Origin of the sequence: Methylovulum miyakonense HT12, assembly GCF_000384075.1 — a bacterium.
GTDB lineage: Bacteria > Pseudomonadota > Gammaproteobacteria > Methylococcales > Methylomonadaceae > Methylovulum > Methylovulum miyakonense.
Map to the genome: position 1 here is coordinate 1,190,900 of NZ_KB913025.1, position 22,617 is coordinate 1,213,516.

Annotated in this window: 24 protein-coding genes; 3 read left to right on the top strand and 21 right to left on the bottom strand. The window is 50.8% G+C overall.

Annotated features, from left to right (window positions below; genetic code table 11):
* Positions 1–65: 65 nt before the first annotated feature.
* The 8 genes from METMI_RS0106240 to METMI_RS0106275 form a co-directional block, all read right to left on the bottom strand.
* Positions 66–896 (bottom strand): NYN domain-containing protein, encoded by an 831-nt coding sequence (locus tag METMI_RS0106240; RefSeq protein ID WP_232215185.1) that lies wholly within the window; start codon positions 894–896, stop codon positions 66–68.
* A complete protein-coding gene (locus tag METMI_RS0106245; protein WP_019865413.1) occupies positions 893–2,839 on the bottom strand; it encodes a heme lyase CcmF/NrfE family subunit in 1,947 nt (648 codons plus the stop codon). Before METMI_RS0106245 ends, METMI_RS0106240 begins: the two co-directional genes overlap by 4 nt.
* A gap of 42 nt (positions 2,840–2,881) precedes the next feature.
* Positions 2,882–3,094 (bottom strand): type II toxin-antitoxin system HicA family toxin, encoded by a 213-nt coding sequence (locus METMI_RS0106250; protein ID WP_019865414.1) that lies wholly within the window; start codon positions 3,092–3,094, stop codon positions 2,882–2,884.
* Entirely contained in the window at positions 3,091–3,297 is a 207-nt protein-coding gene (locus tag METMI_RS0106255; RefSeq protein WP_019865415.1) for a type II toxin-antitoxin system HicB family antitoxin, read from the bottom strand. Before METMI_RS0106255 ends, METMI_RS0106250 begins: the two co-directional genes overlap by 4 nt.
* Before the next feature lie 23 nt (positions 3,298–3,320).
* Complete coding sequence (ccmE, locus tag METMI_RS0106260; RefSeq protein WP_019865416.1) at positions 3,321–3,764, bottom strand: cytochrome c maturation protein CcmE; 444 nt, start codon at positions 3,762–3,764, stop codon at positions 3,321–3,323.
* Positions 3,761–3,925, bottom strand: a complete 165-nt coding sequence (gene ccmD / locus METMI_RS0106265; protein WP_019865417.1) for a heme exporter protein CcmD — start codon at positions 3,923–3,925, stop codon at positions 3,761–3,763. Before ccmD ends, ccmE begins: the two co-directional genes overlap by 4 nt.
* A complete protein-coding gene (locus tag METMI_RS0106270) occupies positions 3,922–4,686 on the bottom strand; it encodes a heme ABC transporter permease (protein ID WP_029151513.1) in 765 nt (254 codons plus the stop codon). Before METMI_RS0106270 ends, ccmD begins: the two co-directional genes overlap by 4 nt.
* Positions 4,687–4,939: 253 nt before the next feature.
* Entirely contained in the window at positions 4,940–5,833 is an 894-nt protein-coding gene (locus METMI_RS0106275) for a hypothetical protein (RefSeq protein ID WP_019865419.1), read from the bottom strand.
* 159 nt (positions 5,834–5,992) lie between these two features.
* On the opposite strand from METMI_RS0106275, the gene METMI_RS23275 reads away from it, so the two are divergent.
* Positions 5,993–6,742, top strand: a complete 750-nt coding sequence (locus tag METMI_RS23275; RefSeq protein WP_019865420.1) for a hypothetical protein — start codon at positions 5,993–5,995, stop codon at positions 6,740–6,742.
* Positions 6,743–6,793: 51 nt separating this feature from the next.
* On the opposite strand, the gene ccmB is transcribed toward METMI_RS23275, so the two are convergent.
* The 8 genes from ccmB to METMI_RS0106330 all read right to left on the bottom strand — a co-directional run bounded on the left by ccmB (position 6,794) and on the right by METMI_RS0106330 (position 14,024).
* Complete coding sequence (gene ccmB / locus METMI_RS0106285; protein WP_019865421.1) at positions 6,794–7,468, bottom strand: heme exporter protein CcmB; 675 nt, start codon at positions 7,466–7,468, stop codon at positions 6,794–6,796.
* On the bottom strand, positions 7,468–8,091 hold the full coding sequence (ccmA, locus tag METMI_RS0106290) for a cytochrome c biogenesis heme-transporting ATPase CcmA (RefSeq protein ID WP_019865422.1): 624 nt from the start codon (positions 8,089–8,091) through the stop codon (positions 7,468–7,470). The genes ccmB and ccmA overlap by 1 nt, the downstream gene beginning before the upstream one ends.
* A complete protein-coding gene (gene rlmB, locus METMI_RS0106295; RefSeq protein ID WP_019865423.1) occupies positions 8,091–8,831 on the bottom strand; it encodes a 23S rRNA (guanosine(2251)-2'-O)-methyltransferase RlmB in 741 nt (246 codons plus the stop codon). Before rlmB ends, ccmA begins: the two co-directional genes overlap by 1 nt.
* 8 nt (positions 8,832–8,839) lie before the next feature.
* Positions 8,840–11,125, bottom strand: coding sequence for a ribonuclease R (gene rnr / locus METMI_RS0106300; RefSeq protein ID WP_019865424.1), 2,286 nt, complete (start codon positions 11,123–11,125; stop codon positions 8,840–8,842).
* A 236-nt stretch (positions 11,126–11,361) separates the two neighbouring features.
* Positions 11,362–11,700, bottom strand: coding sequence for a hypothetical protein (locus METMI_RS0106305; protein WP_019865425.1), 339 nt, complete (start codon positions 11,698–11,700; stop codon positions 11,362–11,364).
* 91 nt (positions 11,701–11,791) lie between these two features.
* Positions 11,792–12,586 carry an ABC transporter permease gene (locus METMI_RS0106310; protein WP_019865426.1) on the bottom strand — a complete coding sequence of 265 codons (795 nt, stop codon included), beginning with the start codon at positions 12,584–12,586 and terminating at the stop codon, positions 11,792–11,794.
* Complete coding sequence (locus METMI_RS0106315) at positions 12,573–13,235, bottom strand: ABC transporter ATP-binding protein (RefSeq protein WP_029151514.1); 663 nt, start codon at positions 13,233–13,235, stop codon at positions 12,573–12,575. Before METMI_RS0106315 ends, METMI_RS0106310 begins: the two co-directional genes overlap by 14 nt.
* 576 nt (positions 13,236–13,811) lie before the next feature.
* Complete coding sequence (locus METMI_RS0106330; protein ID WP_019865430.1) at positions 13,812–14,024, bottom strand: hypothetical protein; 213 nt, start codon at positions 14,022–14,024, stop codon at positions 13,812–13,814.
* Positions 14,025–14,448: 424 nt separating this feature from the next.
* Here METMI_RS0106330 and METMI_RS0106335 point away from each other — a divergent pair, with 424 nt between their 5' ends.
* The gene (locus tag METMI_RS0106335) at positions 14,449–16,569 is read left to right on the top strand and encodes a TonB-dependent receptor (RefSeq protein WP_019865431.1); all 2,121 of its coding nucleotides are present in this window, start codon (positions 14,449–14,451) and stop codon (positions 16,567–16,569) included.
* Positions 16,570–16,593: 24 nt separating this feature from the next.
* Here METMI_RS0106335 and METMI_RS0106340 read toward each other — a convergent pair whose 3' ends face one another.
* From METMI_RS0106340 to METMI_RS0106355, 4 genes are all read right to left on the bottom strand, one after another.
* Complete coding sequence (locus tag METMI_RS0106340) at positions 16,594–17,145, bottom strand: hypothetical protein (protein WP_040572769.1); 552 nt, start codon at positions 17,143–17,145, stop codon at positions 16,594–16,596.
* A 39-nt stretch (positions 17,146–17,184) separates the two neighbouring features.
* Positions 17,185–17,733 (bottom strand): gamma subclass chorismate mutase AroQ, encoded by a 549-nt coding sequence (gene aroQ, locus METMI_RS23280; protein ID WP_019865433.1) that lies wholly within the window; start codon positions 17,731–17,733, stop codon positions 17,185–17,187.
* Positions 17,734–17,963: 230 nt separating this feature from the next.
* Entirely contained in the window at positions 17,964–18,728 is a 765-nt protein-coding gene (gene gloB, locus METMI_RS0106350; RefSeq protein WP_019865434.1) for a hydroxyacylglutathione hydrolase, read from the bottom strand.
* A 140-nt stretch (positions 18,729–18,868) separates the two neighbouring features.
* A complete protein-coding gene (locus METMI_RS0106355; protein ID WP_019865435.1) occupies positions 18,869–19,465 on the bottom strand; it encodes a Uma2 family endonuclease in 597 nt (198 codons plus the stop codon).
* A gap of 243 nt (positions 19,466–19,708) precedes the next feature.
* On the opposite strand from METMI_RS0106355, the gene tgt reads away from it, so the two are divergent.
* Positions 19,709–20,821, top strand: a complete 1,113-nt coding sequence (gene tgt, locus METMI_RS0106360) for a tRNA guanosine(34) transglycosylase Tgt (RefSeq protein WP_019865436.1) — start codon at positions 19,709–19,711, stop codon at positions 20,819–20,821.
* Between the two features lie 78 nt (positions 20,822–20,899).
* Here the strand turns inward: tgt and METMI_RS25335 are convergent, their stop codons facing one another.
* Entirely contained in the window at positions 20,900–22,558 is a 1,659-nt protein-coding gene (locus tag METMI_RS25335) for a DUF11 domain-containing protein (protein WP_019865437.1), read from the bottom strand.
* Between the last annotated feature and the right edge of the window lie 59 nt (positions 22,559–22,617).

Here is a 22,617-nt window from a genome sequence, read left to right on the forward strand (position 1 = left end):
TGTCGTACAAATAATGGTCATAATCGTCGGCTAAATCAGTTGGAGTTTTGCCATCTCAAATATTTTCACCCATTGGTATCTTTATAGCGGATATAAATATTCGACCCGCTTTCAATGTTTTTTTGTTGCACCTCGATGTAATCAAGCGACCGGATCAATTTGCCCAATTTGTCAAAGCCGTAATTTCTAGGGTCAAATGAACTGTCCACACGCGGGATATAGGAGCCTACCCCACCTAGATTCGCCCAGCCGTCTTCTTCAGAGGCGGACTCTATCGCTTCTTTAAGCAATTTCTTTAAGATGGCGTCTTTGGATGGGTTCGCAATCTTGGTGGATTGGATGTTCTTATCAGTTTGGCTAGTGGAAACAACCGCGTTATCTGCTTTTTTTGATACGGTGGCGTTGGTTGCAATGGGCTTGGCTGGTTTCTTGGCATCATCAGCGGGGTTCTCATCCATGATGGTTTCGGTAAAAATAAATTTATTACACGCCGCCCGAAAAGCCTCGGGCGTTAAGCGCCTGCCAATGCCAATCACTTCAAGCCCGGCTTCCCGGATACGGGTCGCTAATTTAGTAAAATCGCTGTCGCTGGAAACCAGGAAAAATCCGTCAAATTTACTGGTATACAGCAAATCCATCGCATCAATGATTAAGGCCGAATCGGTGGCGTTTTTACCTGAGGTGTAGGCAAATTGCTGCATGGGCTGGATGGCATGTTTATTCAGCACGGTTTTCCAACTGCCCAGCCGTGTGTTTGTCCAATCGCCATAACAACGCCGGGAAGTGACATCCCCGTATCTGGCGGCTTCGGTCAATATCGCATCTATCGCTTTTGCCTGGGCGTTGTCGGCGTCAATCAATAAGGCAAACCTTTTGTTTTCATTGATGTTCATCATCCACCTGTAGGTATTTTGGCAAGCCGATACCGCCGGTCACAAGCCGCGCACAGTCCGCCCACCGCCATAAACACCGCGCCCAGCCAAATCCAGCGGATGAAGGATTTGTAATAAATCCTGAGGCTCCACGCGCCTTCATCGCCTAGCGGTTCACCGATGGCCACGAATAAATCCCGGAACAATCCGGCATCAATCGCCGCTTCGGTCATCGGCATGGTTTGCACTTGGTAGACGCGCTTTTGCGGTTCCAATTGCGCGACTTGTTTGCCGTCGTGGCTGACGGTCAGGAAGGCTTGTTGGGCGACGTAATTGACGCCTTGGGTTTCTTTCACGCCGTGGAATTCAAAAATATAACCGGACATGTCCAGTTTTTCGTTAGGGGCCATGCGCACGTCTTTTTCGACACTGTACACGGAGGTTAAGGTAATGCCCGTGACAAAAACGGCAATACCTAGATGGGCGATAGTCATGCCATAAAAACCAGATGGAATGCTTGCCAAACGTTGCATGGAAAAACCCTGGCTGCCCACGCGGTCAATAAATGCCAGTACAGCGATGGCTACAGTCCATAAAGCTAGCGTCAAACCTAACACCGCGCCCCAAGAATAAAACGGCATCAGCACAGGGATGGCTAGACCACCTGCGGCACAGCCGCTGATAATCCAACGCAAACGAAGACCCAAGGCCGCCAAGCTGTCTTTTTTCCAGCGCATCAACACGCCCAAACCCACCACAACCGACAAGGGAGCCATCAACGGGATGAACACGGCATTGAAATACGGCGGGCCTACGGAGATTTTACCCAAGCCCAGCGCGTCGATAACCAGCGGGTACAGTGTGCCTAACAAAATGCTGGACGCAGTGACAACCAGCAGGACGTTGTTCAGCAAAATCGCCGATTCTTTGGATACCAGTTCAAACGTCGCGCTGCTTTTGACATAAGGAGCGCGGATGGCGTACAACAACAGCGAGCCGCCAACGACGATGGCTAAAAACACCAACACGAACAAGCCGCGCGTCGGGTCACTGGCGAAAGCGTGGACGGAAGTCAACACACCGGAACGGACGAGGAAGGTGCCGAGCAAACTCAGTGAGAAGGCAAAAATCGCCAATAACACTGTCCAGGTTTTAAACACGCCGCGTTTTTCGGTCGCCGCCAGCGAGTGCATCAACGCCGTACCGACCAGCCAAGGCATGAACGAGGCATTTTCGACCGGATCCCAAAACCACCAGCCGCCCCAACCCAGTTCGTAATACGCCCACCAACTGCCCAGCGCGATGCCCAACGTCAAAAACATCCACGCCATATTCGTCCACGGGCGCGACCAGCGTGCCCATGCCGCATCCAAACGGCCTTCCAGCAAGGCGGCGATGGCAAAGGCAAAAGCTACGGAAAAACCGACATAGCCCATGTACAACATCGGCGGATGGATGGCGAGGCCGGGGTCTTGCAGCAAGGGGTTCAAATCGCGGCCTTCAGGCGGGGCGGGGAATAGCCGTTCGAACGGATTGGAGGTGAGCAATAAAAACAGCAAGAAGCCGATGGAGACCAAACCCATCACGCCCAATACCCGCGCCACTGTCGTTTCGGGGATGGTTTTGCTAAACTGCGCCACCAAGCCCGTCCAACACGCCAACACTAAAGCCCACAACAGCAACGAGCCTTCATGCGCCCCCCAGACACCGGAAACCAGGTATAGCGTCGGCAAGGCGGTGTTGGAATTATGGGCGATATAGGCAACGGAAAAATCGTGGACTAGGCTACTGTAAGTGAGGCAGCCGTAGGCGATGGCGATGAACAACAATTGCCCGAAGGCGGCGGGTTTTGCTATGGCTATCCAGCCGGAAATATTGCGGAACGCGCCGATAATCGGCATTGTCCCCAGCACGAAAGCCATGCACAGGGCGAGGATGAGGGAAAAGTGGCCTAATTCGGGGATCATGGTAGGGTTCCGTTGAGTTTTTCTGGTCCTGCGTCTTTGTCTTTATAAATCATTTGGCGTTAAGCCCGTATGCTTGGCAATACGAACCAACATACGCGGCCCAATTTCTTCACCATCATGAAAGGCGAACACAAAATTAGGCCAGCCATCACGAGATAAGGTACGGTGCGAACCCGATTGACGCTTGATTTCCCAACCAATAGCCAATAATGCCGCAAGAACCCGTTTGGCTTTTACCGAAGGCCATTGGCTCATGCGGCAACAAGTTCAATATTAATAGCCATAGGCTGGCTTTCGCCTGATTCAATCCGCTCGGCAAGGGCGCGAAGCGCCAAAACCTCTGCTTTAGCCATCGCTTCGGTTGCGGTCATGCCGTAAGTTAGCACACCAGGAATTTCAGGCACTTCCGCTAACCAGCGCCCATCTGTTTCGAGTTCGTATTCAATATGAAAATTCATCACGCCTCCAGTGAGTTTGGTGTTTAGTCCGCTTGCTTACCTTCAACCTGCTTTTTCAAACTCGCCTTAACCTCCGGCGGCATGTAATTTTCATCATGTTTCGCCAGCACTTCCTCGGCGACAAACACGCCGCGACCATCCAATTTACCGTTAGCGACAATGCCTTGGCCTTCGCGGAACAAGTCCGGCAGGATGCCGGTGTATTCCACCGCCACTTCCTTGCTGAAATCGGTGAGCGTAAAGTGGACAGTCAAGCCATCACCAGGACGATCGACCGAACCTTTGACGACCATGCCGCCCAAGCGGAACAGCGTGTCTTTGGGGGCTTTGCCTGCCAGCACGTCGGTGGTGGAGAAAAAATACATCAGATTTTCGTTAAACGATTTCAGCGCGAAACCGACGGCAGTGCCTATGCCCAGCACCATCAAAATAATCAGGATTAAGCGTTGTCTTCTTATCGGCTTCATAAGTTTTGGCGTTTCTGTTTTAAGGCGAGTTGGCGTAAAAATTGTCTGCGCTGGATGATGGGCAAGACGATATTTGCCAGCAGGACAACAAAGCACAGCCCGTAACTAGTCCAGACATAAAAGGCGTAACCGCCCATGGCAAAAAATTCTTGTGCGCTCATTGGCTTTGCTCCGTAACCATCTTTTTCACCCAATTCGCGGTGCGTTCGCGTTGCAGCAATTCCAACCGCGCCCGTTGCAGCATGGCGATGACATAATAGAACTTAAACGCGGCCGCCATCAGCAATAACGGCACCAACATGCTGACGTGGATGGACGGTTTGTCCATTTTGGTGACGGTCGGGCCTTGGTGCAGGGTGTTCCACCATTCGACCGAGTAATGGATGATCGGGATATTGACCACGCCGACCAAAGCCAAAATCGCCACGGCTTTGGAGGCGGTGCGTTTGTCGTCGATGGCGTTGTACAGGCCGATCACGCCCAGATACAAAAACAGCAGGATCAATTCCGAAGTCAGGCGCGCATCCCAAACCCACCAGGTCCCCCACATCGGCTTGCCCCACAGCGAGCCTGTCACCAAAGCGATAAAAGTGAAACTCGCGCCAACTGACGCGCTGCTGATGGCGACGATTTCGGCGAGTTTGATACGCCAGACCAAGCCGATTGCCCCGGCGGCCGCCATCACCATATAAATGAACAAGGACATCCATGCGCTAGGCACATGGATATAGATGATGCGGTAACTATCGCCTTGCTGGTAGTCGGTGGGGGCAAGGTAAAGGCCGCCATACAAGCCGCCAGCCAGCAAGATTAAAAAAATACCGGTCAACCAAGGCATGAGCTTTTCGGTGAAAGCGTAAAAATACGGCGGCGATGCCATACGATGAAAGAACCGGCCTACCGGATCAGGAATTAGGGACATAAAAATAGTGTGTTTTTAAATAAGTCGTGAAATCTACTGGAAAGGCTATGTCACCGTTATTTGAAAAGTTTTTATTTTCGGCGCAAAGCCTTATTTAATTAAGGATTGTGGCTTTCGCTCAAAGCCGCATCATTTAAGCTTTGTACAATTAACGGAGACATAGCCACTGGAAACGTATTACCCGCTAAACTGCGAAAGGTTCAAAGCAAACCCACAGTTTACGTTGAACCTTTCGTGGATGCCATCGGTTTGCTTAGGCTTTGCAATAAGACGGGATCCAGCTTTTTTCAACCATATACTCAGGCACTTCATTAAAATCAAACGCTTCCCCATCTTTGACCATTTGCTCGACATCAAACAGCACCCCGACTTCAGGGATGTCGGCGAAGAACATTTTATACAAAGGCCGCACCATCATTTTTGAGGCTTTCATACCGATGGGGCCGATGAAATTGCGGCGTTGGCCGACATGGGCGATTTCGTCAATGGTGATTTCGTCCAGCAGTTCATGCAAACGTTGGCGGACTTCCGGCTCGTCCGCCAAAATGTCGTCAAACAAACCATGTAGATGGAAATAATACGTCACCCCCATCAGTTCGGTGACAAAGGCGGGCGGATCCATGAACGCGCCTGGCACTTTAGGGAATTGTTCGTAAATCCATTCCTTAAGCGGGCTTAACGGAACCCATTCAACCTTGTCCAAACCGCAAGTGCGGAGCATTTCGTCGAACAGCCGCCAATGGCAGAATTCTTCCGCCAGATGCACACGGCTAATTTTATCTTCGATGCTGTGCGAGTGGGCCATATCCGGCACCACATCCCACGCGCCCTTGATGCCGACCCATTCGTGGCGGGCAAACTTATACATGCTGGTTAGCATCAACGTCAAGCGATCCAATGACTTAGGGTCATCCTTCATATCAATGTAATTGCGGTAAAACGCATCGGGGTTTGCCAGCGGTGTCCTCAACCTAACAGGATTGTCTTTAAAGGCTTGTAACTTAGCGCGTTTTTTTGCCAAATCCTTTTCCGCTTCGAAAAGCTCGCCACCATGGTTTTGGGTAAATTCCCAGTAATTGGCAAAATTTTCCTGCCGCTGCTGTTTGTTTGCGGGTGTAAAAATGGACAGATACTTCGGTGATGCCATAAAACTATGCTCCAGATCAATGTTATCAAGGTAGATAAAGCTGCACACGGGTTAAGTGGTAATAGTTCATAGCATTGTCAATCCCTTTTTATTACCCTAGACGGCGAACCCTGCCGGGTTCTTAGCGTAGTCCCTTCCACTTAATCCAGAGATTAACTTATGAAAAAGCCATTATTGCTATCCGTCCTGATTGGTTTGCTAGTGACACACACGGCGGTGGCGACCCCTCCGCCCAAATATAATTTGGCAAACCAAGATGCAGGGATTGCCTCGCCCGACGAACTGGTCAGCACCCTTGATGCGGTCTCGCCCAACAACCGTACGCTAGTCTGGAATGCCGACAAAACAATGTTAAAAGTCGTCACTTGGAAATCACAAAGCGCCTATCAAAACTTCCTGCTGCCCTATACCCAAACCTCTTCCAATGAAGATTTTGTGATTTGGGTGACTTTAGCCCCCAAAGTACATAATTTTTGTCACAATTTTTTGACTTTGCATCCAGACGCTGACCAAGCCGCCCTTGATTACCGCCTTAAACAACGCTTAGGGCTGAATCCAGATTGGCAATACGATGTCTTTGTCGAATTATGGGTCAGCCCGTCCGACCTGTTCCGTCCTTGCGTTGATCCGGAACCAACCGACACCAGTTGTAACCTTGATTTTGGCGGCACCCCGCCCGTAGTGAAAAATATCAAGGACTACCCGGCTTTTTACAAAAACACCTATTACAAAAGTTTCCGCACTTCATCCCAAGTGCCTTGGACAGGTTTGGGCTATACCTACGACTGGAAAAACGCCACTAAAACCGCCGGGGCTTTAGAAAAAGGGGCTAGCGAGTTTATCCTATCGCCATCAACGCCTTACATCGTAGATAGGGCGGTACCGACTTGGCAATATTGCGCCCAGTAATTGTTTCCAAGCCCTTTACGCACCACCAGCCCCGTTGGTGGTGCCTTCCGCTCAACTGATGCTCATTTTCAACGCCGCCGCCGTAGGCCACGGGGCCAGCACCAGCGCCATCAACAACATGGCGATCAAAATATTGATTTGCGGGGCGATAGGCAATCCGCCCGCCGCCATTTCCACGGCATTGCTGGCAAAAATCAGCACTGGCACATACAGCGGCAACACCAGCAGCGACAAGATCATGCCGCCGCGCCGCAAGCCAACGGTCAGCGCGACACCAATCGCGCCGATCAGGCTCAAAACCGGCGTACCCAACAACAGCGTCAGCAGCAAGACCCCTAAAGACTGGCCGGGCATCCCCAAAAAAATCGCCAATAACGGCGCAACCAACAATAACGGCAAGCCCGTCACTAACCAGTGTGCGGACACTTTGCCCAGGATTAGGATGGAGATGGGATGGGGGCTTAGCAGCATTTGCTCCAACGAACCGTCGTCAAAATCCGAACGGAATAAACTGTCCAACGACAACATCGCCGCCAGCAAAGCCGACACCCAGATAATGCCAGGGGCAATCGCTTGCAATAAATGTGGCTTTGCCCCGACACCCAGCGGGAACAGGGTGATGACCAACACAAAAAAGAACAGCGGATTGGCAATTTCGGAACGGCGGCGCAAGGCCAGAATTAAATCACGGCGGATAATGGCAAAAAATGCGGCAGTTAAAGACATCAGGATAAACGGATACGTTGCACGTCTACGGTAGGGATATTCAATTCATGGTGCGAGGTTAGCACAATCATGCCGCCTTGGTCACAATGTTCCGACATCAAGTGTTCGGTCAAAGCAATGCCTTGCCTGTCCAGCGCGGTGAAAGGCTCATCCAGTATCCACAGCGCGTTTTGTGTCATCAGCAAACGCGCCAAGGACAAACGGCGTTTTTGCCCGGCCGACAAGGCTTGCGCCAGCACATCATCAAAACCCGCCAATTGCACCCGCGCCAAGGCTTCGCCGATGCTGCACGCGCCCGCTTGCGCCACGGCCAAAGAAAATTTCAGGTTTTCCAATACGGTCAGTTCTTTTTTGATGCCGTCCAAATGCCCGATATAAGCCATATCGGCGCGATATGTCCCGGCGGCTATCGGTTCACCGCACCAGCGCACTTCCCCCGCATCCGGCTCACGGAAACCACATAAAATCCGCAATAATGATGTTTTGCCACTGCCATTACGGCCTTCCAACAGCAAGGCTTGTTGGTTTTGCAGGCTAAAATCCAAACCGCTGAACAAGACGCGGTCATCCCGGATGCAGCCCAACCCCTGGCCTTCCAGCACTAAAGGACGTGCCGCACCCATCACGTCATTCTCTGCCGGACAACTTCATACAGCAACACGCCAGTCGCCACCGACAAATTCAGGCTATCCACCTGCCCCAGCATCGGCAGCTTCACCAACACGTCACACTGTTCGCGGGTCAGGCGGCGCATGCCTTTTTCTTCGGCACCGACGACCAACGCCAGCGGCCAGGTCAAATCGGCCTGATAAACCCTTTGTTCCGCTTCGCCCGCCGCCCCGAACACCCAAATGCCCTGGTCTTTCAGCCAGCGTAACGTCCGCGCCAAGTTCGTGACCTGATAAACTGGCACGGTTTCCGCCGCGCCGCTCGCCACTTTACATACCGTCGGGGTGATGCCCGTGGCATTGTCTTTGGTGATGATCACGCCATGGACGCCCGTGGCGTCGGCGGTACGCAAACACGCGCCCAGATTATGCGGGTCTTGGACATTGTCCAGCACCAAAAACAGCGCGGTTTCCCCCAAGCTTTGCACCGCCGTTTTCAAATCGCTCTCTGATAACTCGGCGGGCATGTCCACTTCAATGACAATGCCTTGATGGTTGTTGCCTTCGGCTAGTTTGTCGAGTTTTTTGCGTTCGGTTTTTTCGGGTTCTATACCTAAATCGAGCAAGGCCCCGATCGCTTGCACCAGCCGTTTGTCTTGGCGTTGCGCGTCTATCCACGCTTTATTGATAGATTTAGGGGAATAATCGAGTGCGGCCTGCACCGAATGTAGGCCGTAGAGTTTAGAGGATTTCATCAGCTTGGCTATGTGTTCCGGTCAGATTTTGGCTTAGCTTTTTTGCGCCGTTTTTTCTTAGGTTTGTCGGTGGTGGCGACCGCATTTTTAACCGAGCTTTCTTTCTGCACCAATTCAAAATCTATTTTTTTCTCATCCAAATCGACGCGGACAACCCTGACCTTCACCGTGTCACCCAAGCGGAAATTGGTGTTGGTGCGTTCGCCTTTTAACTGGTGGCTGGTGGGGTCGAAGTGGAAATAATCTTGGCCTAGGTTGCTGATATGCACCAAGCCTTCGACGTAAATTTCCGCCAATTCGACGAAGAAACCGAACGACGTGACGGCGGAGATGATGCCGCTGAATTCTTCGCCGATTTTGTCCATCATGTATTCACATTTCAGCCAACTGACGACGTCGCGGGTGGCATCGTCGGCGCGGCGTTCGTTGGCGGAGCAATGCTCGCCGAGCATGACCATATCGGGCACGCCATAGACAAAACTGGCGACGTTTTTGCCTTGCAGGCAATGGCGGATGGCGCGGTGCACCAGCAAGTCGGGATAACGGCGGATCGGTGAGGTGAAATGGGCGTAAGCTTCAAGGGCCAAACCGAAGTGGCCTTTCAATTCAGGGCTGTAGACCGCTTGCGACATCGAGCGCAACAACACGGTCTGGATCAGATGCGCATCGGGGCGGTCGCGGATGGATTCGACCAAGTGCATGTAATCCAACGGTGTCGGTTGTGCGCCACCACCAAACCTCAAGCCCAATTCACCCAGAAAAGTTTTTAGATTGAGCAGTTTATCGGCACTGGGGCCTTCGTGGACACGCAACAGTTTGGGGATTTTTTTGCCATTGAGATACTTCGCCGCCGTGCTGTTGGCGGTGATCATAAATTCTTCAATCAATTTATGGGCATCGTTGCGGGTGACGGGGACGATTTTTTCGATTTTCCGGTCTTTGCCAAAAATAATGCGGGTTTCTTGGGTGTCAAAATCCATCGCCCCGCGCAGCTCGCGCTGTTTGCGCATGACTTTGTACAACGCGTACAACTCGCGCAAATGTGGCATTAATTTTTGGTGTTTTTCCGCCAGTTCGGTATCGCCTTCAACCAGCATTTTTGCCACTTCGGTATAAGTCAACCGGGCATGGGAGCGCATTACGGCTTCAAAAAAGCGGCTGCGGGTGACTTCGCCGTCGGCGTCTATCAGCATTTCGCAGACCATGCACAAACGGTCAACATGGGGGTTCAGCGAACACAAGCCATTGGAGAGGATCTCCGGTAACATGGGGATGACTTGGGCTGGGAAATATACCGACGTGCTGCGGTTTTTGGCTTCATTATCCAGGGCGGTGTTGACTTGCACATAATGCGAGACATCGGCAATGGCGACCAACAGCTTCCAGCCTTTCGGGGTTTTCTTGGCATACACGGCATCATCAAAATCGCGGGCGTCCTCACCGTCAATCGTGACTAATGGCGTGTCCCGCAAATCGACACGGCCGGCTTTTGCCGCTTCCGGCACTTCGGGGCTTAATCGCTTGATTTCCTCCGTCAGCTCATCAGGCCAGATGTGCGGCAGCTCGTGCGAGCGGATCGCCATCTCGATTTCCATACCGGGGGCGAGATGGTCGCCCAGCACCTCGATGATGCGGCCTATGGGTTGGCGTAGTTTGCTCGGTTGTTCGACAATTTCGGCAATGACAATTTGCCCTTGCTTGGCTTTGCCGACCCCGTCTTTTTGCAACAGGACGGTTTGGGAGATGTTCTTGTTGTCAGGGATGACATAAGTGAAGCCGTCTTCTTTGTACAGCCGCCCGACAATTTGGTGGGTGTTGCGTTCGAGGATTTCCACCACCGCACCTTCACGGCGGCCTTTTTTGTCGATGCCGACAATGCGCACCATGGCGCGGTCATTGTGCAGCAAGGGGTTCATTTCGCGGGGGGATAAAAACAAATCGTCCGAACCGTCATCAGGCCGGATAAAGCCGAAACCGTCGGCATGGCCGATGATGCGCCCGACGATCAAGTCTTTGTTGTTGACTAGGCAATAGCGTTGTTCGCGGTTGAACAGCAATTGCCCGTCACGTTCCATCGCCCGCAAACGGCGGCGCAAGGCTTCCAGCTGGTCTTCGCTCTCCATCGTGAACGCTTCGGCAATTTCTTTGCGTAACAAAGGCTTGCCGGCATGTTCGATTAACTGGAGGATGAGTTCGCGGCTGGGTATGGGGTTTTCATACTTCTCAGCTTCGCGCTGGGCGTATGGGTCTTTTGTTGAACTGAAATCAACGTCTTTTTTAGACTTCGAGGGCATTTAATAATGAAATAATGGTAAGGGCTATAATAAAGCTGATGCCTATATGATACATGCTTAGGCTATTGATTAGAATTTAAAATCACGCCTTGAAGCCTAGCGGGGCAAATATAAATGGCTAACAAATAGGTAAGCGGCCAGGAAACGATTTTTCCTGCTAGGCGGGCTAATTTAATTGCCAGATACGGGGTTGTTATCTGCCAGGCTTTCGGCCCCCATATTTTGTCGACATAGCCTTATTTAAAAAAACCTGTACCGTCACTCAAATGCCCAAGCCGCGCCTTGGCCGCCAAGCCGAAGGGCGAATCAGGTTCTTTTTGGATAAGCTGGTTCAGCACCGTCAGGCTTTTTTTGTCCAACAACTCAATGGCGTGCAGGCGCACGGAAGGGTAATGCGCCCTTAAGGCCGCCAATTCCCTTAGATAAGCATTGGCTTCATGGAGCAATCTGAGCAGGACTTTTTCAGGGTCATCGGTAAAGAGGTCGCGTACCAATTCGCCGTAATGCTGTTGTTCGCGGACTAATTGCCGTGGGTCTATTTTATTGGATTCGGTGGGATCGTCGCAGCAGCCCATGATGATTCTCCTGTGAGTTAAAGGGGTTGCCCCCTCTAAAACCACCCGACAACGTCGGCAATAAAAGAGGGCGGCAGCCATTATGCACGCCTTACTTACGGAGTTCCATCACCTCATCCTTCAACACATCATAAGCATTAAAGGCGTTCCGCAAACTGAGCTTCAAGTTGATGACGCAAGCCAGCGTGGTGCTGGTGAAAATACAGATCATGATGGCGATTTGGTACTTCACCGCCACCCAAGGTTCGCTCCCGCCAAGGATTTGGCCGGTCATCATTCCAGGCAGGGACACCAAGCCCATGGTCGACATACTGGCGATACTGGGGCTGACGGCGGCCTTGACCGCAACCCGGTAATAAGGACGCACCGCCTCCCAACGGGTCGCCCCTAGCAGCAAAAAAGTCATGTATTCTTGCTCGTTTTTACGCAATGTCGAATAGAAACGCTCCAAGGCGATGACATTGCCCTGCAGGCAGTTACCAAGGATCATGCCCGCCAAGGGCACAATGTAACGGGCATCGTAGAAGTGCGGCGGCTGGATGACCAGCACCACCAGATAAAAAGTCGCAAACAAAGTGCTCAAGGCTATTGCGATAAAGGTGGGCAACACAAAAAACCTTAGCTTCAGCCCCGCCCTTTGCAAAATGCTTAAATCGGCAACAGCCAGCATGACCAATATCCATAAGGCATTGAGCCAAGGCTCATTAAGGCTGAATAGGGTTTTCAGATAGAACCCGACCAACGCCAACTGGACGCCCATGCGCAGGATACTGATGACAATATCGCGGCTAAGGCGTAGGCCGATTAGCCAAAGCAACAGCCAAGGCGCCAGGCAAAGGCCGTAGAGCACCGCCATTTGCGGCAAGGCAATATCAAGCGTGTCCATGACAAGCCTCCTGGGTTAAGCGGCCTTCTTCAAGCGCTAAAACCCTATCGCAACGTTCCAGCCACTCCGGATCATGGGCCACCGAGAGCACGGTCAGCTTGGGATCCGCAAAAACGGCAAACACCGCCTGTTTGCTTTCGGAATCCAAGGCACTGGTGACTTCATCAAGCAAATACAGATTTTTCCCTAAGAGCAGCCCGCGCGCCAACGCAACCCGCTGTTTTTCGCCACCAGAAATCCGGCCGCTTTCTTGATCCAAAATAGCGGCGGGAAGATGCAATTGCGCCAATACGGCCTTAAGTTGCCCGTCCGTTGGTTTATGCCCGCGATGAGCCTTGAATTGGAAGGGCAATAACAGCGCGTCACGTACCGTGTCCGCACCCAGGACGGGTTCTTGGCCAATGTAAGCGGTTTGGCGCCGGACAGCTTGGATGGTGACGGCATCCAGCGGTTTTTCCTGAAAAAAAATACTGCCGCCAGTTAAGCCTTGCAAGCCCAGCAAGGTCTTCAACACGGTGCTTTTACCAGAACCGGACTTGCCACATAACACCGCTTTTTCACCAAGGCGGAGCGTAAAGCTGATGCCCGACAAAATGGTTTTATCGCGGACGGTAACGGTTACCTGATCGAATCGGATGATGGCTGGCATGGTCGGGTAAGTCATAATGGTGCCTGAGTTCGCCATCATACCAAAACATGTCGGCATTGGCTTATGGCGCTTTAAGATGCTTTTGTAGCAACCTATGCACAATAGGGTTCCATCAAAAAGCCCTAATGGCCTGGCGCCTCAGGCCGTATGTAGATTGGTTGGAATGCCAAAAAATGGGTGGGCAAAATTTTTGCCCACCCTACCTGGCTGAAGGCAGAAGACATTGACACCTTGCGGTGGTTTGGGGATAAGTCGCTTTAATGTTTTTTGCCGCTTAGCCAAACAAAGGCAAGCCCGACATCAAAGCGATGTAATTGACGGGACAAGCAGGATTTTGATTTTTAGGACAGCCGCTTAAGGCGTGTAGCAGGATAATCCGCATACGGAAGCCATTAAAATAGGTTTTCAGCCACCCAAGCTTTATGAGTGTCCCAGGGGCAATAGGGACGCAGCGCTTCAATGCTAGCGGCTATCCCCTGTTGGCTACTGGCAAAACAGCGGCCCAATAGAACAAGATAAAAAATTTTGTTTAGCATAAAAAAACCCTCCGATAAGCTTGTCATCGGAGGGCCGTTTTTATTTGCCGGCTTTTTGGTCTTCAGTAACGCTGTTGCTGGTTTTTCTTTTTTCTAAGTTAGAAAAAGTTTCTGCTTGTAATTGGGCAACGGCACCACTTTTTAAGTGTTCAGATTTTTCGCCTCTTAGGAAAATAACAACAGCGATAATGGCAACAATACAGCCGCCAACGATATACCACAGTGAATTGTCTTCTTTAATAACTTCGTTCATTTTTAAATCCTCTCTCGGTTATTGAAATTAATTTTGTTATTTCCCTTTCCTCTAAGGGGCAACCCAAAACAGAAGTTGTGGGCTGGTTGTTTTATAAAACATAAACAACGGTATAATTTTTATCATGAGAAAATATGTTAGGTCAATAAAAATATACTTATTTTTTATGTTAGACATTATTTTTAACGCCTAACATAATCTGCAAATGCCAAAATAAAATCATTTTGAGCGTTATTTTTAAATATTAATATCCCTGTGTTTATGGCAATCGCCTAGCAAGCATTTAAACGCCAATACTTGGCCACCCAGCCAATTTGCATCCAAAGTATCCTTTTGCCCGTATCGTTGACAAACAGGCTGACGCATATATGGATTAAAATCCCTGTGCGATATTTGTATCCCACATCTACCCCAAGGTACGCACATGCAAAAAATAACTCAGGATTTGGCGATCACACCCGGCTCACTGGCATTTGGCATTGGGGTTTATCTCAGCTTGCATTGCATTATCGTGCAGGCCCACCCGCAACCTGATCCAGAGCGCAAAGAGGAACCGGTACAACTGGAAACGGTTGAAATTGAAGGCCGCGCCACCGATTTGATCGGCATCGCTTCGTCGGCATCGCAAGGCGTGGTCGGGCAGCCGGAATTCAAATACCGGCCTTTGTCGCGGGTCGGGGAATTGGTGGAAGTCGTGCCGGGCGCATTGGCGACCCAGCACAGCGGTTCCGGCAAGGCGAACCAGTATTTCTTACGCGGCTTTAACCTCGACCACGGCACGGATTTTTCCGTCAACGTCGATGGTATCCCGATGAACATGCCCAGCCACGCCCACGGGCAAGGCTATCTGGATTTGAACAGCGTCATCCCTGAATTGGTGGATAAGGTTGAATACGGCAAGGGCCCGTATTACGCCGAAGCGGGGGATTTTTCGGCGGCGGGTTATGCCAAAATGCACACCCTACATAAGCTATCCGAAGGTTTGCTCAAGTTTACGGGCGGTGAATTTGGCTATTACCGTGGCGTGTTGGCAAACTCGCTCAAACTGGGCGATGGCGATTTGTTGTTTGGTTCGGAAGTGAATTTCTATGATGGCGTTTGGCAGCAACCGGAAGCCACCAACAAATACAACGGCATGTTGCGCTACACCATAGATAAAGATGACTGGGGCATGTCGATCAACGGGAAGGCCTACCATAACACCTGGACGGCGACCAACCAGATACCGGAGCGGGCGATTGATGCGGGCATCATTGGTTTATACGGCACAGGCGATCCCAGTGACGGTGGCGTGACCAGCCGTTACAGCCTGTCCGGCAATTTTTGGAACCGCAACGCCCACGCCAAAAATGACCTGAGCATTTACGCGCTGTACAGTGATTTGGACTTGTACTCCAATTTCACAGGCTATATCGACACCGTCCACGGCGACCAAATCCAGCAAAAAGAACGCCGCGTCCAAGTCGGCGGTACGGGCGAACACACCCGTTACGACCAGTTATTCGGCTTGGAAATGGACAACACCCTCGGCATCCAGATTCGCCATGATGACATTAATGGTGTCGCCTTAAACCACACCCAAAAACGCCAGTTATTAAACACTGTGCGCCAAGATGACATCACCGAAACCAGTGTCGGCATCTACATCAAAAACGAAACCCATTGGCTGGAAAAATTCCGCTCCATTGCTGGCTTGCGCGGTGATTTTTTTAGCTTTGATGTGCATAGCCAAACGCTGGCGGCAAATTCCGGTAGCCAAGCTGCGTCTTTAGCCAGCCCCAAACTCAGCCTGGTTGCCGGACCCTGGTTGGACACCGATTTTTTCATCAATCTGGGTTACGGCTACCATTCCAACGATGCGCGTGGCACGACGATAAAGATTGATCCGGCGACGGGCGAATCGGCAAATTCGGTCACGCCCTTGGTGCGTTCACGCGGTGCGGAAGTTGGTGTGCGCAGCCAAGCGGTGCAAGGCTTGAATTCGACGCTGGCGGTGTGGTGGCTGGAAAGCCAATCGGAATTGGTGTTTGTCGGCGATGGTGGCACGACCGAACCGTCCGGCAAATCCGAGCGTTACGGCGTTGAGTGGACCAATTATTATAAGCCGACCGATTGGCTGACCTTAGATGCTGATTTTGCCTTCACCGCCTCGCATTTTGTTGGCGTACCCGCATCGGAAAACCACATCCCCAATTCAGTAGGCCGCGTGATCAGCGTAGGTGCGGTGGTGGACATGCCATCAGGATTGTTCGGTTCGCTCAGATTGCGGCATTTTGGCGACGTGCCGCTAAACGAGTCGGGCAGTGCTTGGGGTGGCGACACCAGCATCGTCAATTTCGGCACGGGCTATCAGCACAAAGCCTACAAGATTGAAGTGGATGTGTTCAATTTATTTGGATCGACCAATAACGATATCGCCTACTTTTACGGCTACCATTTACAAGGTGAAGCGGCGGGGCCGAATGCCGACGGCAGCACCGATGGTATTATCAAACATCCGGTCGAACCACGCATGGTCAGGGTGACGGCTTCGATGAGTTTTTGATAGTAATGCTTATAAAATGAAACTTTAATGTTTTGGAATAAATTCTTCGAGTAAGCGTTCCCGCATTCCAATGCAATAATTGGCACTTTTACCTGATCGAGGACATGATTTATCGAATTCAAAATCACCTGCATTCAGTTCTTCTTCAGCTTTATATAAATACTTAGCAGCCCGATAATATCTAGCATTTTCATAATGCACGACAGCATCTGTAAACTCCCAAAGACATTCAACAAAAACTTCGCATTTTTTAGGTTTGCTTAAGGATAATATACGAACATCCAAGGCTTCTTGGAATCTTCCAAGCTTATAAAGTGCCTCAGCTTTGCGTTGAAGTGAAGATTTATCTAGCAATCCTTTTTGATCCAGTCTATTGGCAATTTTGATTAATGACAGCGCATTGCCTTTTAGACTAAATATTTCTAATTCTACATGATCTTTTACACAGCCATGTTGACTTAACTCTTCTGGAGTCATCTCCAGCCAAGCATCCAAAGCTAGCTTTTTGCAACCATGAGCTAGCGATACACTTAGTAATAATATTGGAACAATAATGATTAAGTTACGATAACTCATATTCGTCATGGCTAGGCTTCTCGTAAATACATAGATAAATCAACGCACCTCAAACAAAGGCTTACTAGCCGCCTTATATTCCGGCTTAAGCAGTTTTTCCCTGACCAACCTATCCAATACACTTTTGCATTCTGATTGATGCAAGGGCTGCCAAGCTTTGGTCAATGCATCAATCAAATCGGACATCAGCGCATACAGCTTAGGGCGGGTTTGGCTGTTTAAATCCGGCACATCGGCGAATGTCCCGGCATGATTTTTTTGCCAATCGCCGAACAATTGCCGTTGCACACTTTTCGACGCTTCAATTTGCGCCCGGAAAAATTGCTCTGACCAATCGGCAGGCAAGTCCTTAGCTGTGGCATCAGTTACTAATTTTTTAATAATCAATTGCTCACGCGCACTATCTTCAATATCGGCTTTCTGGTTCCATTTGTAGCGTGCCACATCTGCCGCCAAATCCAAACGCTTTGATAGCAATGACAACACTGTTTCAAAAGAGTCCACGCCATTGCAATACGCCTGTGCAGAAAATGCGGGACGGGCGGATAGTAGTGCAAGGACAAATAGGGGAAAAATGAATAAACGCATGTTGGATACCTTAAAAAATAATGATTAATTTTGCACTCGTTCCCAAGCTGCTGCTTGGGAATGCGGTATGGGAAGCTCTTGCTTCCTGTCACTCTCGAAGCTAGAGCTTCTGAAACTTGGGTTACCAAGCAGGAGCTTGGTAACCAGCGTTCAATCCCGTCCTAGTTCGAAGTTCTGCTTTTTATCCTCTCATCCTTTCGTGCTTTTAGTGTTTTTCGTGGATAAATGTGTCAAAACCGATCTTTCAATGCCCGTATCGCGGTAAATATCTCCAGCGAACTTTTCCCCAGCAAGCCTAGCGATTTTTGCAATTCCACGCTGTCGGTACGTAAAAACGGATTGGTCGCCAGTTCTTCGGCGATTGTCGATGGCACGGTCGGCTGTCCGTTTGCCCTGAGCTGGTTAACCCACGCCATTTTTTCCTGCAAGGCCGGATTTTCAGGTTCTAAAGTCAAGGCAAAACGTCCGTTGCTTTGCGTGTATTCATGGGCGCAATAAATCTGTGTCGTGGCTGGCAAGGTTTGCAATTTTTGTAAAGATTGCCAAAGGTCTGCTATCGTCCCGTCAAACAAACGTCCACAACCCATGACAAATAAAGTGTCACCACAAAACAGCGCGTTTTCACTGGCAAAATAATAAACAATATGGCCGCTGGTATGCCCGTGGGTCTCCAGCACTTGTGCGCTATGGTTGCCTATCCTCACAATATCCTGGTCATTGACGCAACGGTCTATGCCGGGAATGCGGTGCTTGTCAGCCGCCGGGCCAATGATTTGGCAAGCGGTTTTGGCTTGTAATTCCAGATTGCCGCCGACATGGTCGCCGTGGTGATGGGTGTTGAAGATAGTGTTTAACCGCCAGCCGCGTTTCGCCAGTTCATCTAGCACAGGCTGGGCCACGGCAGGATCCACCACCGCGGTTTCCGTCGAAACGGGGTCATGGATGAGGTAAATATAGTTGTCGGTTAAGACCGGAATTTGGACGATGTTCAACATAACAGTATTCAGTTTGAATTATAAAATCAGCGGCTTATAAGGCTGGGATGAAGCGATGGCGTAATCCCTGTCGTGCTAAAGCCCCCGTTGCCCGCATCACCCGCCACGGCTACCCGCCCATCAGGGTGCGCCGCCGTCATTTATAACAGCGGTTCGGCCTCGCCGCTCAAAAACGCCGCCACATCTTGGTTTTGTACGCGCCGATAAATGTCTGCGACTGGCAGGGTCAAATCGATTGATTCAAAGGTGATGCCGTCGCCTAAAAAATAATGGTTGGGCAACCAGCCCTCACGTCTTCTCAACACCGTGACATCGGCAATGTCTTGTTCGATCAGGACATATTCCTGCACACTGGGAAGGTTGATGTAGGTCATGAATTTTAATGTCTCATCCTTTTTCCGGGTTGACCGGGACAAGACTTCGACAATCAGCACGGGCGTTTCGGTGTAATAAGGTTCGGACTCGTCAAACTGGCAATCGACCATCACATCCGGGTAAAAGAAATTGTCTTTGACACGCAGTTTCATGTCCGAACCGAACGGTTCGCACGGGGAGTTTTCCAAATGGTCGCCAAATTTTCTATACACATTCCCCGCAATCCGTTCATGGTTGGCACTGACACCTGCCATGGCGTAGACATGGCCGTCGATCAGCTCATGTTTGGTTTGCCTGGCTAACTCTTCCCTTAAATAGTCTTCCACGCTGATGAATTCGCTAGGTTTTATTACGGCTGACATGGCCTTGCTCCAAATAAGTTGAGGTGTTTTTGTGGCAACAAAACGCGGCTTGGGATAATCCGGGGCATTTTATCATGGCAACTCGTAGCTGGGATTACGCTATCGCTTCATCCCAGCCTACTAATGTTATACTTCAACGGTAAAATCCCTACATAAGCCGCTAGGCGATGGCTTTGAGCATACACTCTTTTAACCTTGGGTTAAGGCCATCACCCGGCAAAACTTCGGAACCTATCATCATTTATGGAATTTGACTTACTCAACACCGACGGCTACGCCCGGCGCGGCAGGCTGACCTTTGCCCGTGGCGTAGTGGAAACGCCGATTTTCATGCCCGTCGGCACTTACGGAGCGGTAAAATCGTTAACGCCGGAAGACCTGACCAGTATCGGCGCACAAATCATCCTCGGCAACACCTTTCATCTGATGTTGCGCCCGACCACGGCGGTGATCCAAGCGCACGGCGATTTGCACGATTTTATGCGCTGGCAAAAACCCATCCTCACCGACTCCGGCGGTTTCCAAGTGTTCAGCCTTGGCGCATTACGGAAAATCACCGAACAAGGCGTGACCTTCCAATCGCCCATCAACGGCAGCAAAATTTTCATGGGGCCGGAAGAGTCCATGCAAGTGCAGCGCGAGTTAGGCTCGGACATCGTCATGATTTTTGACGAATGCACGCCGTACCCCGCCACCGTTGACCAAGCCGCCGATTCCATGCGCCTATCTTTGCGCTGGGCGCAACGCAGCAAAGCCGCGCACGGTGACAATCCCAACGCCTTGTTCGGCATCGTCCAAGGCGGCATGTACGAACACCTGCGCCAGGAATCCATCGCAGGTTTGGTCGATATTGGCTTTGACGGCTACGCGATTGGCGGCCTCTCAGTTGGCGAACCCAAAGACGAAATGATGGCGACCTTGGATGTGGTGCATACCAAAATGCCCGTCGACAAACCGCGTTATTTGATGGGTGTGGGTACACCGGAAGATTTGGTCGAAGCCGTATGCCGTGGCATCGACATGTTCGATTGCGTCATGCCCACCCGCAATGCCCGCAACGGGCATTTGTTCACCCGTTTTGGCGTGGTGAAAATCCGCAACGCCCAATACGAATTCGACAATCGCCCGTTAGATGAAGAATGCGGCTGTTACACCTGCCAAAATTATTCCCGCGCCTATTTGCGGCATTTGGACAAATGCCAGGAAATGCTCGGCTCGCGGTTGAATACTATCCACAATTTGTATTATTACTTGAGTTTGATGCAGGGTTTACGGGATGCGATTGAGCGGCAGGCGTTGGGGACGTTTGTTAAGGAATTTTACCGTCAACGGGAAGCGGAAAACCGGCCTGAATAGGGTTTATTGGAATGCTTGTGGTTTCCATTCTTTGCGCTTAACCGCTTCCCCTATATCCCACAACAACCTAAGTTGCCATCAATTCACCGTAAGCGCCTTAGTGACCGCATTATTGGTATATACCGTGTCTTTCTCGACCGATCCGGCCGTGGCGGAAACGCTGATGCCACCTTTAACGGACGGTGTCACATTGACTTGGATTGCCGCATTCAAACCGACACCGATCCCGCCCAACCGACACACCGTCACCATCCCTTTGACGCAACTGCCTTGTGACGGCACCACAGAATTAATGGTTAAGCTGGTTGGCAAGTTGATGATGGCATTGGGTTGGCTTGCGATTGCCGTGCCTTTGTTTGAAACCGTAAACTTATAAGCATAGGCTTGGCCTTGTAAAGCGTTTGTTGGCGCACTAACCGCTAAGGCGACATCGGCGGTTTTTTGTTTGTTTAACAAGGTGTCCCGTAAAAACACGTCGGTGGCGGCAGAGTCGGTGTCATCCGTGGCCAGGTCTTTGGCGGCGCTTTCAAAACCGACAAAACGCCCGTCCGCAGAAAGCGATGGCCTTGCCTGTAGCAATTGCTTGTCACCTAGGCTTTGCTGTCCTTGGGGAGTGAGGTTAATCCGGGAAGTTTTGGCGGTCTTGCGGTCATGGATAAAGGTGTCCCAAGCTCCGTTGTTATCATTCAGCACCAAATTGTCAGCTTGGGACATAAAACTGACAAACCGCCCGTCAGCGGAAATGACCGGATAGACCGAACTGCCTGTGGCGTTATTGGTGATTTTGCTCATTTTTTTGCCGACGCGGTCATAGACAAAAATATCGGCATTGAAATCATCGGTATCATTGGCGAGCAATTGGCTAGAGCCTGACAAAAACGCGATATAACGCCCGTCGGCGGAAATACTGGGGGTTTTGCTGCCACCACTAAATCCGGTGCTGCGGACGGCTTGGCTGATTTTGGCCGTCGTTTTGTTTTTGGTGTCGTGCAAGAACACATCTTCGGTGGTGTCGTCGCCCGCCACCAGATTATTCGAGCCAGAACTGAACACCACATACCGCCCATCGCCGGAAATGTCGACAAGGCCGCTGCTACCGACACCCGTCACCGCTTCTGTGCCTGCCGAAGACACGCTGGCGCGGGTGGTTTTGCCCGTTTTACGGTTGCGGACAAACACGTCGGCGTAATGGTTGCCGTCATTGGCGACCAGATTGCTGGCCGCTGAAGTAAAGGCGACAAATTGCCCGTCAGCGGAAATGGCGGAAAAATAACTCATGTCATTGGCAGAAGTGCCGTCAAAAGCCTTGCTAACCAGTTCGTTTTTTCCAGTTTGGATGTCTTGGACGAAAATATCCGCAGTAAAGCCATTGCCATCGTTGGCAACCAAATTAGTCGCCGCTGAACGAAAGGCCATAAAGCGCCCATTAGCAGAAATGTCTGCCGTAAAAGACGCGCTGTTGCCCGCCGCAGTCAAGTTTTTCGTGGTTTTGGTAAAGCGATCATAAAGGAATATGTGTTGGATAAAATTGGCCGCCGCCGTTAGTGTCGTATAGCGGCCATCGGCGGAAAGCGATGACCAGCCTGTGCTGGCGTAAGCATTCTGGTCCCCGGCCTTACTGCCAAGAGAAACGGTTTCGCCTACGGCATGGGCCATGCCCGAAAATGCCCAGGCGTTGGCAATGACCAAAGCACTGCCGAGGGAGGTTTTTAGCGGTTTGGATAGTGGTTTTTTCATGGATGCCCTCAATTATGAAGCTTTTTCTGGGATGGGTGTAAATAGGCCGATAACGGTTT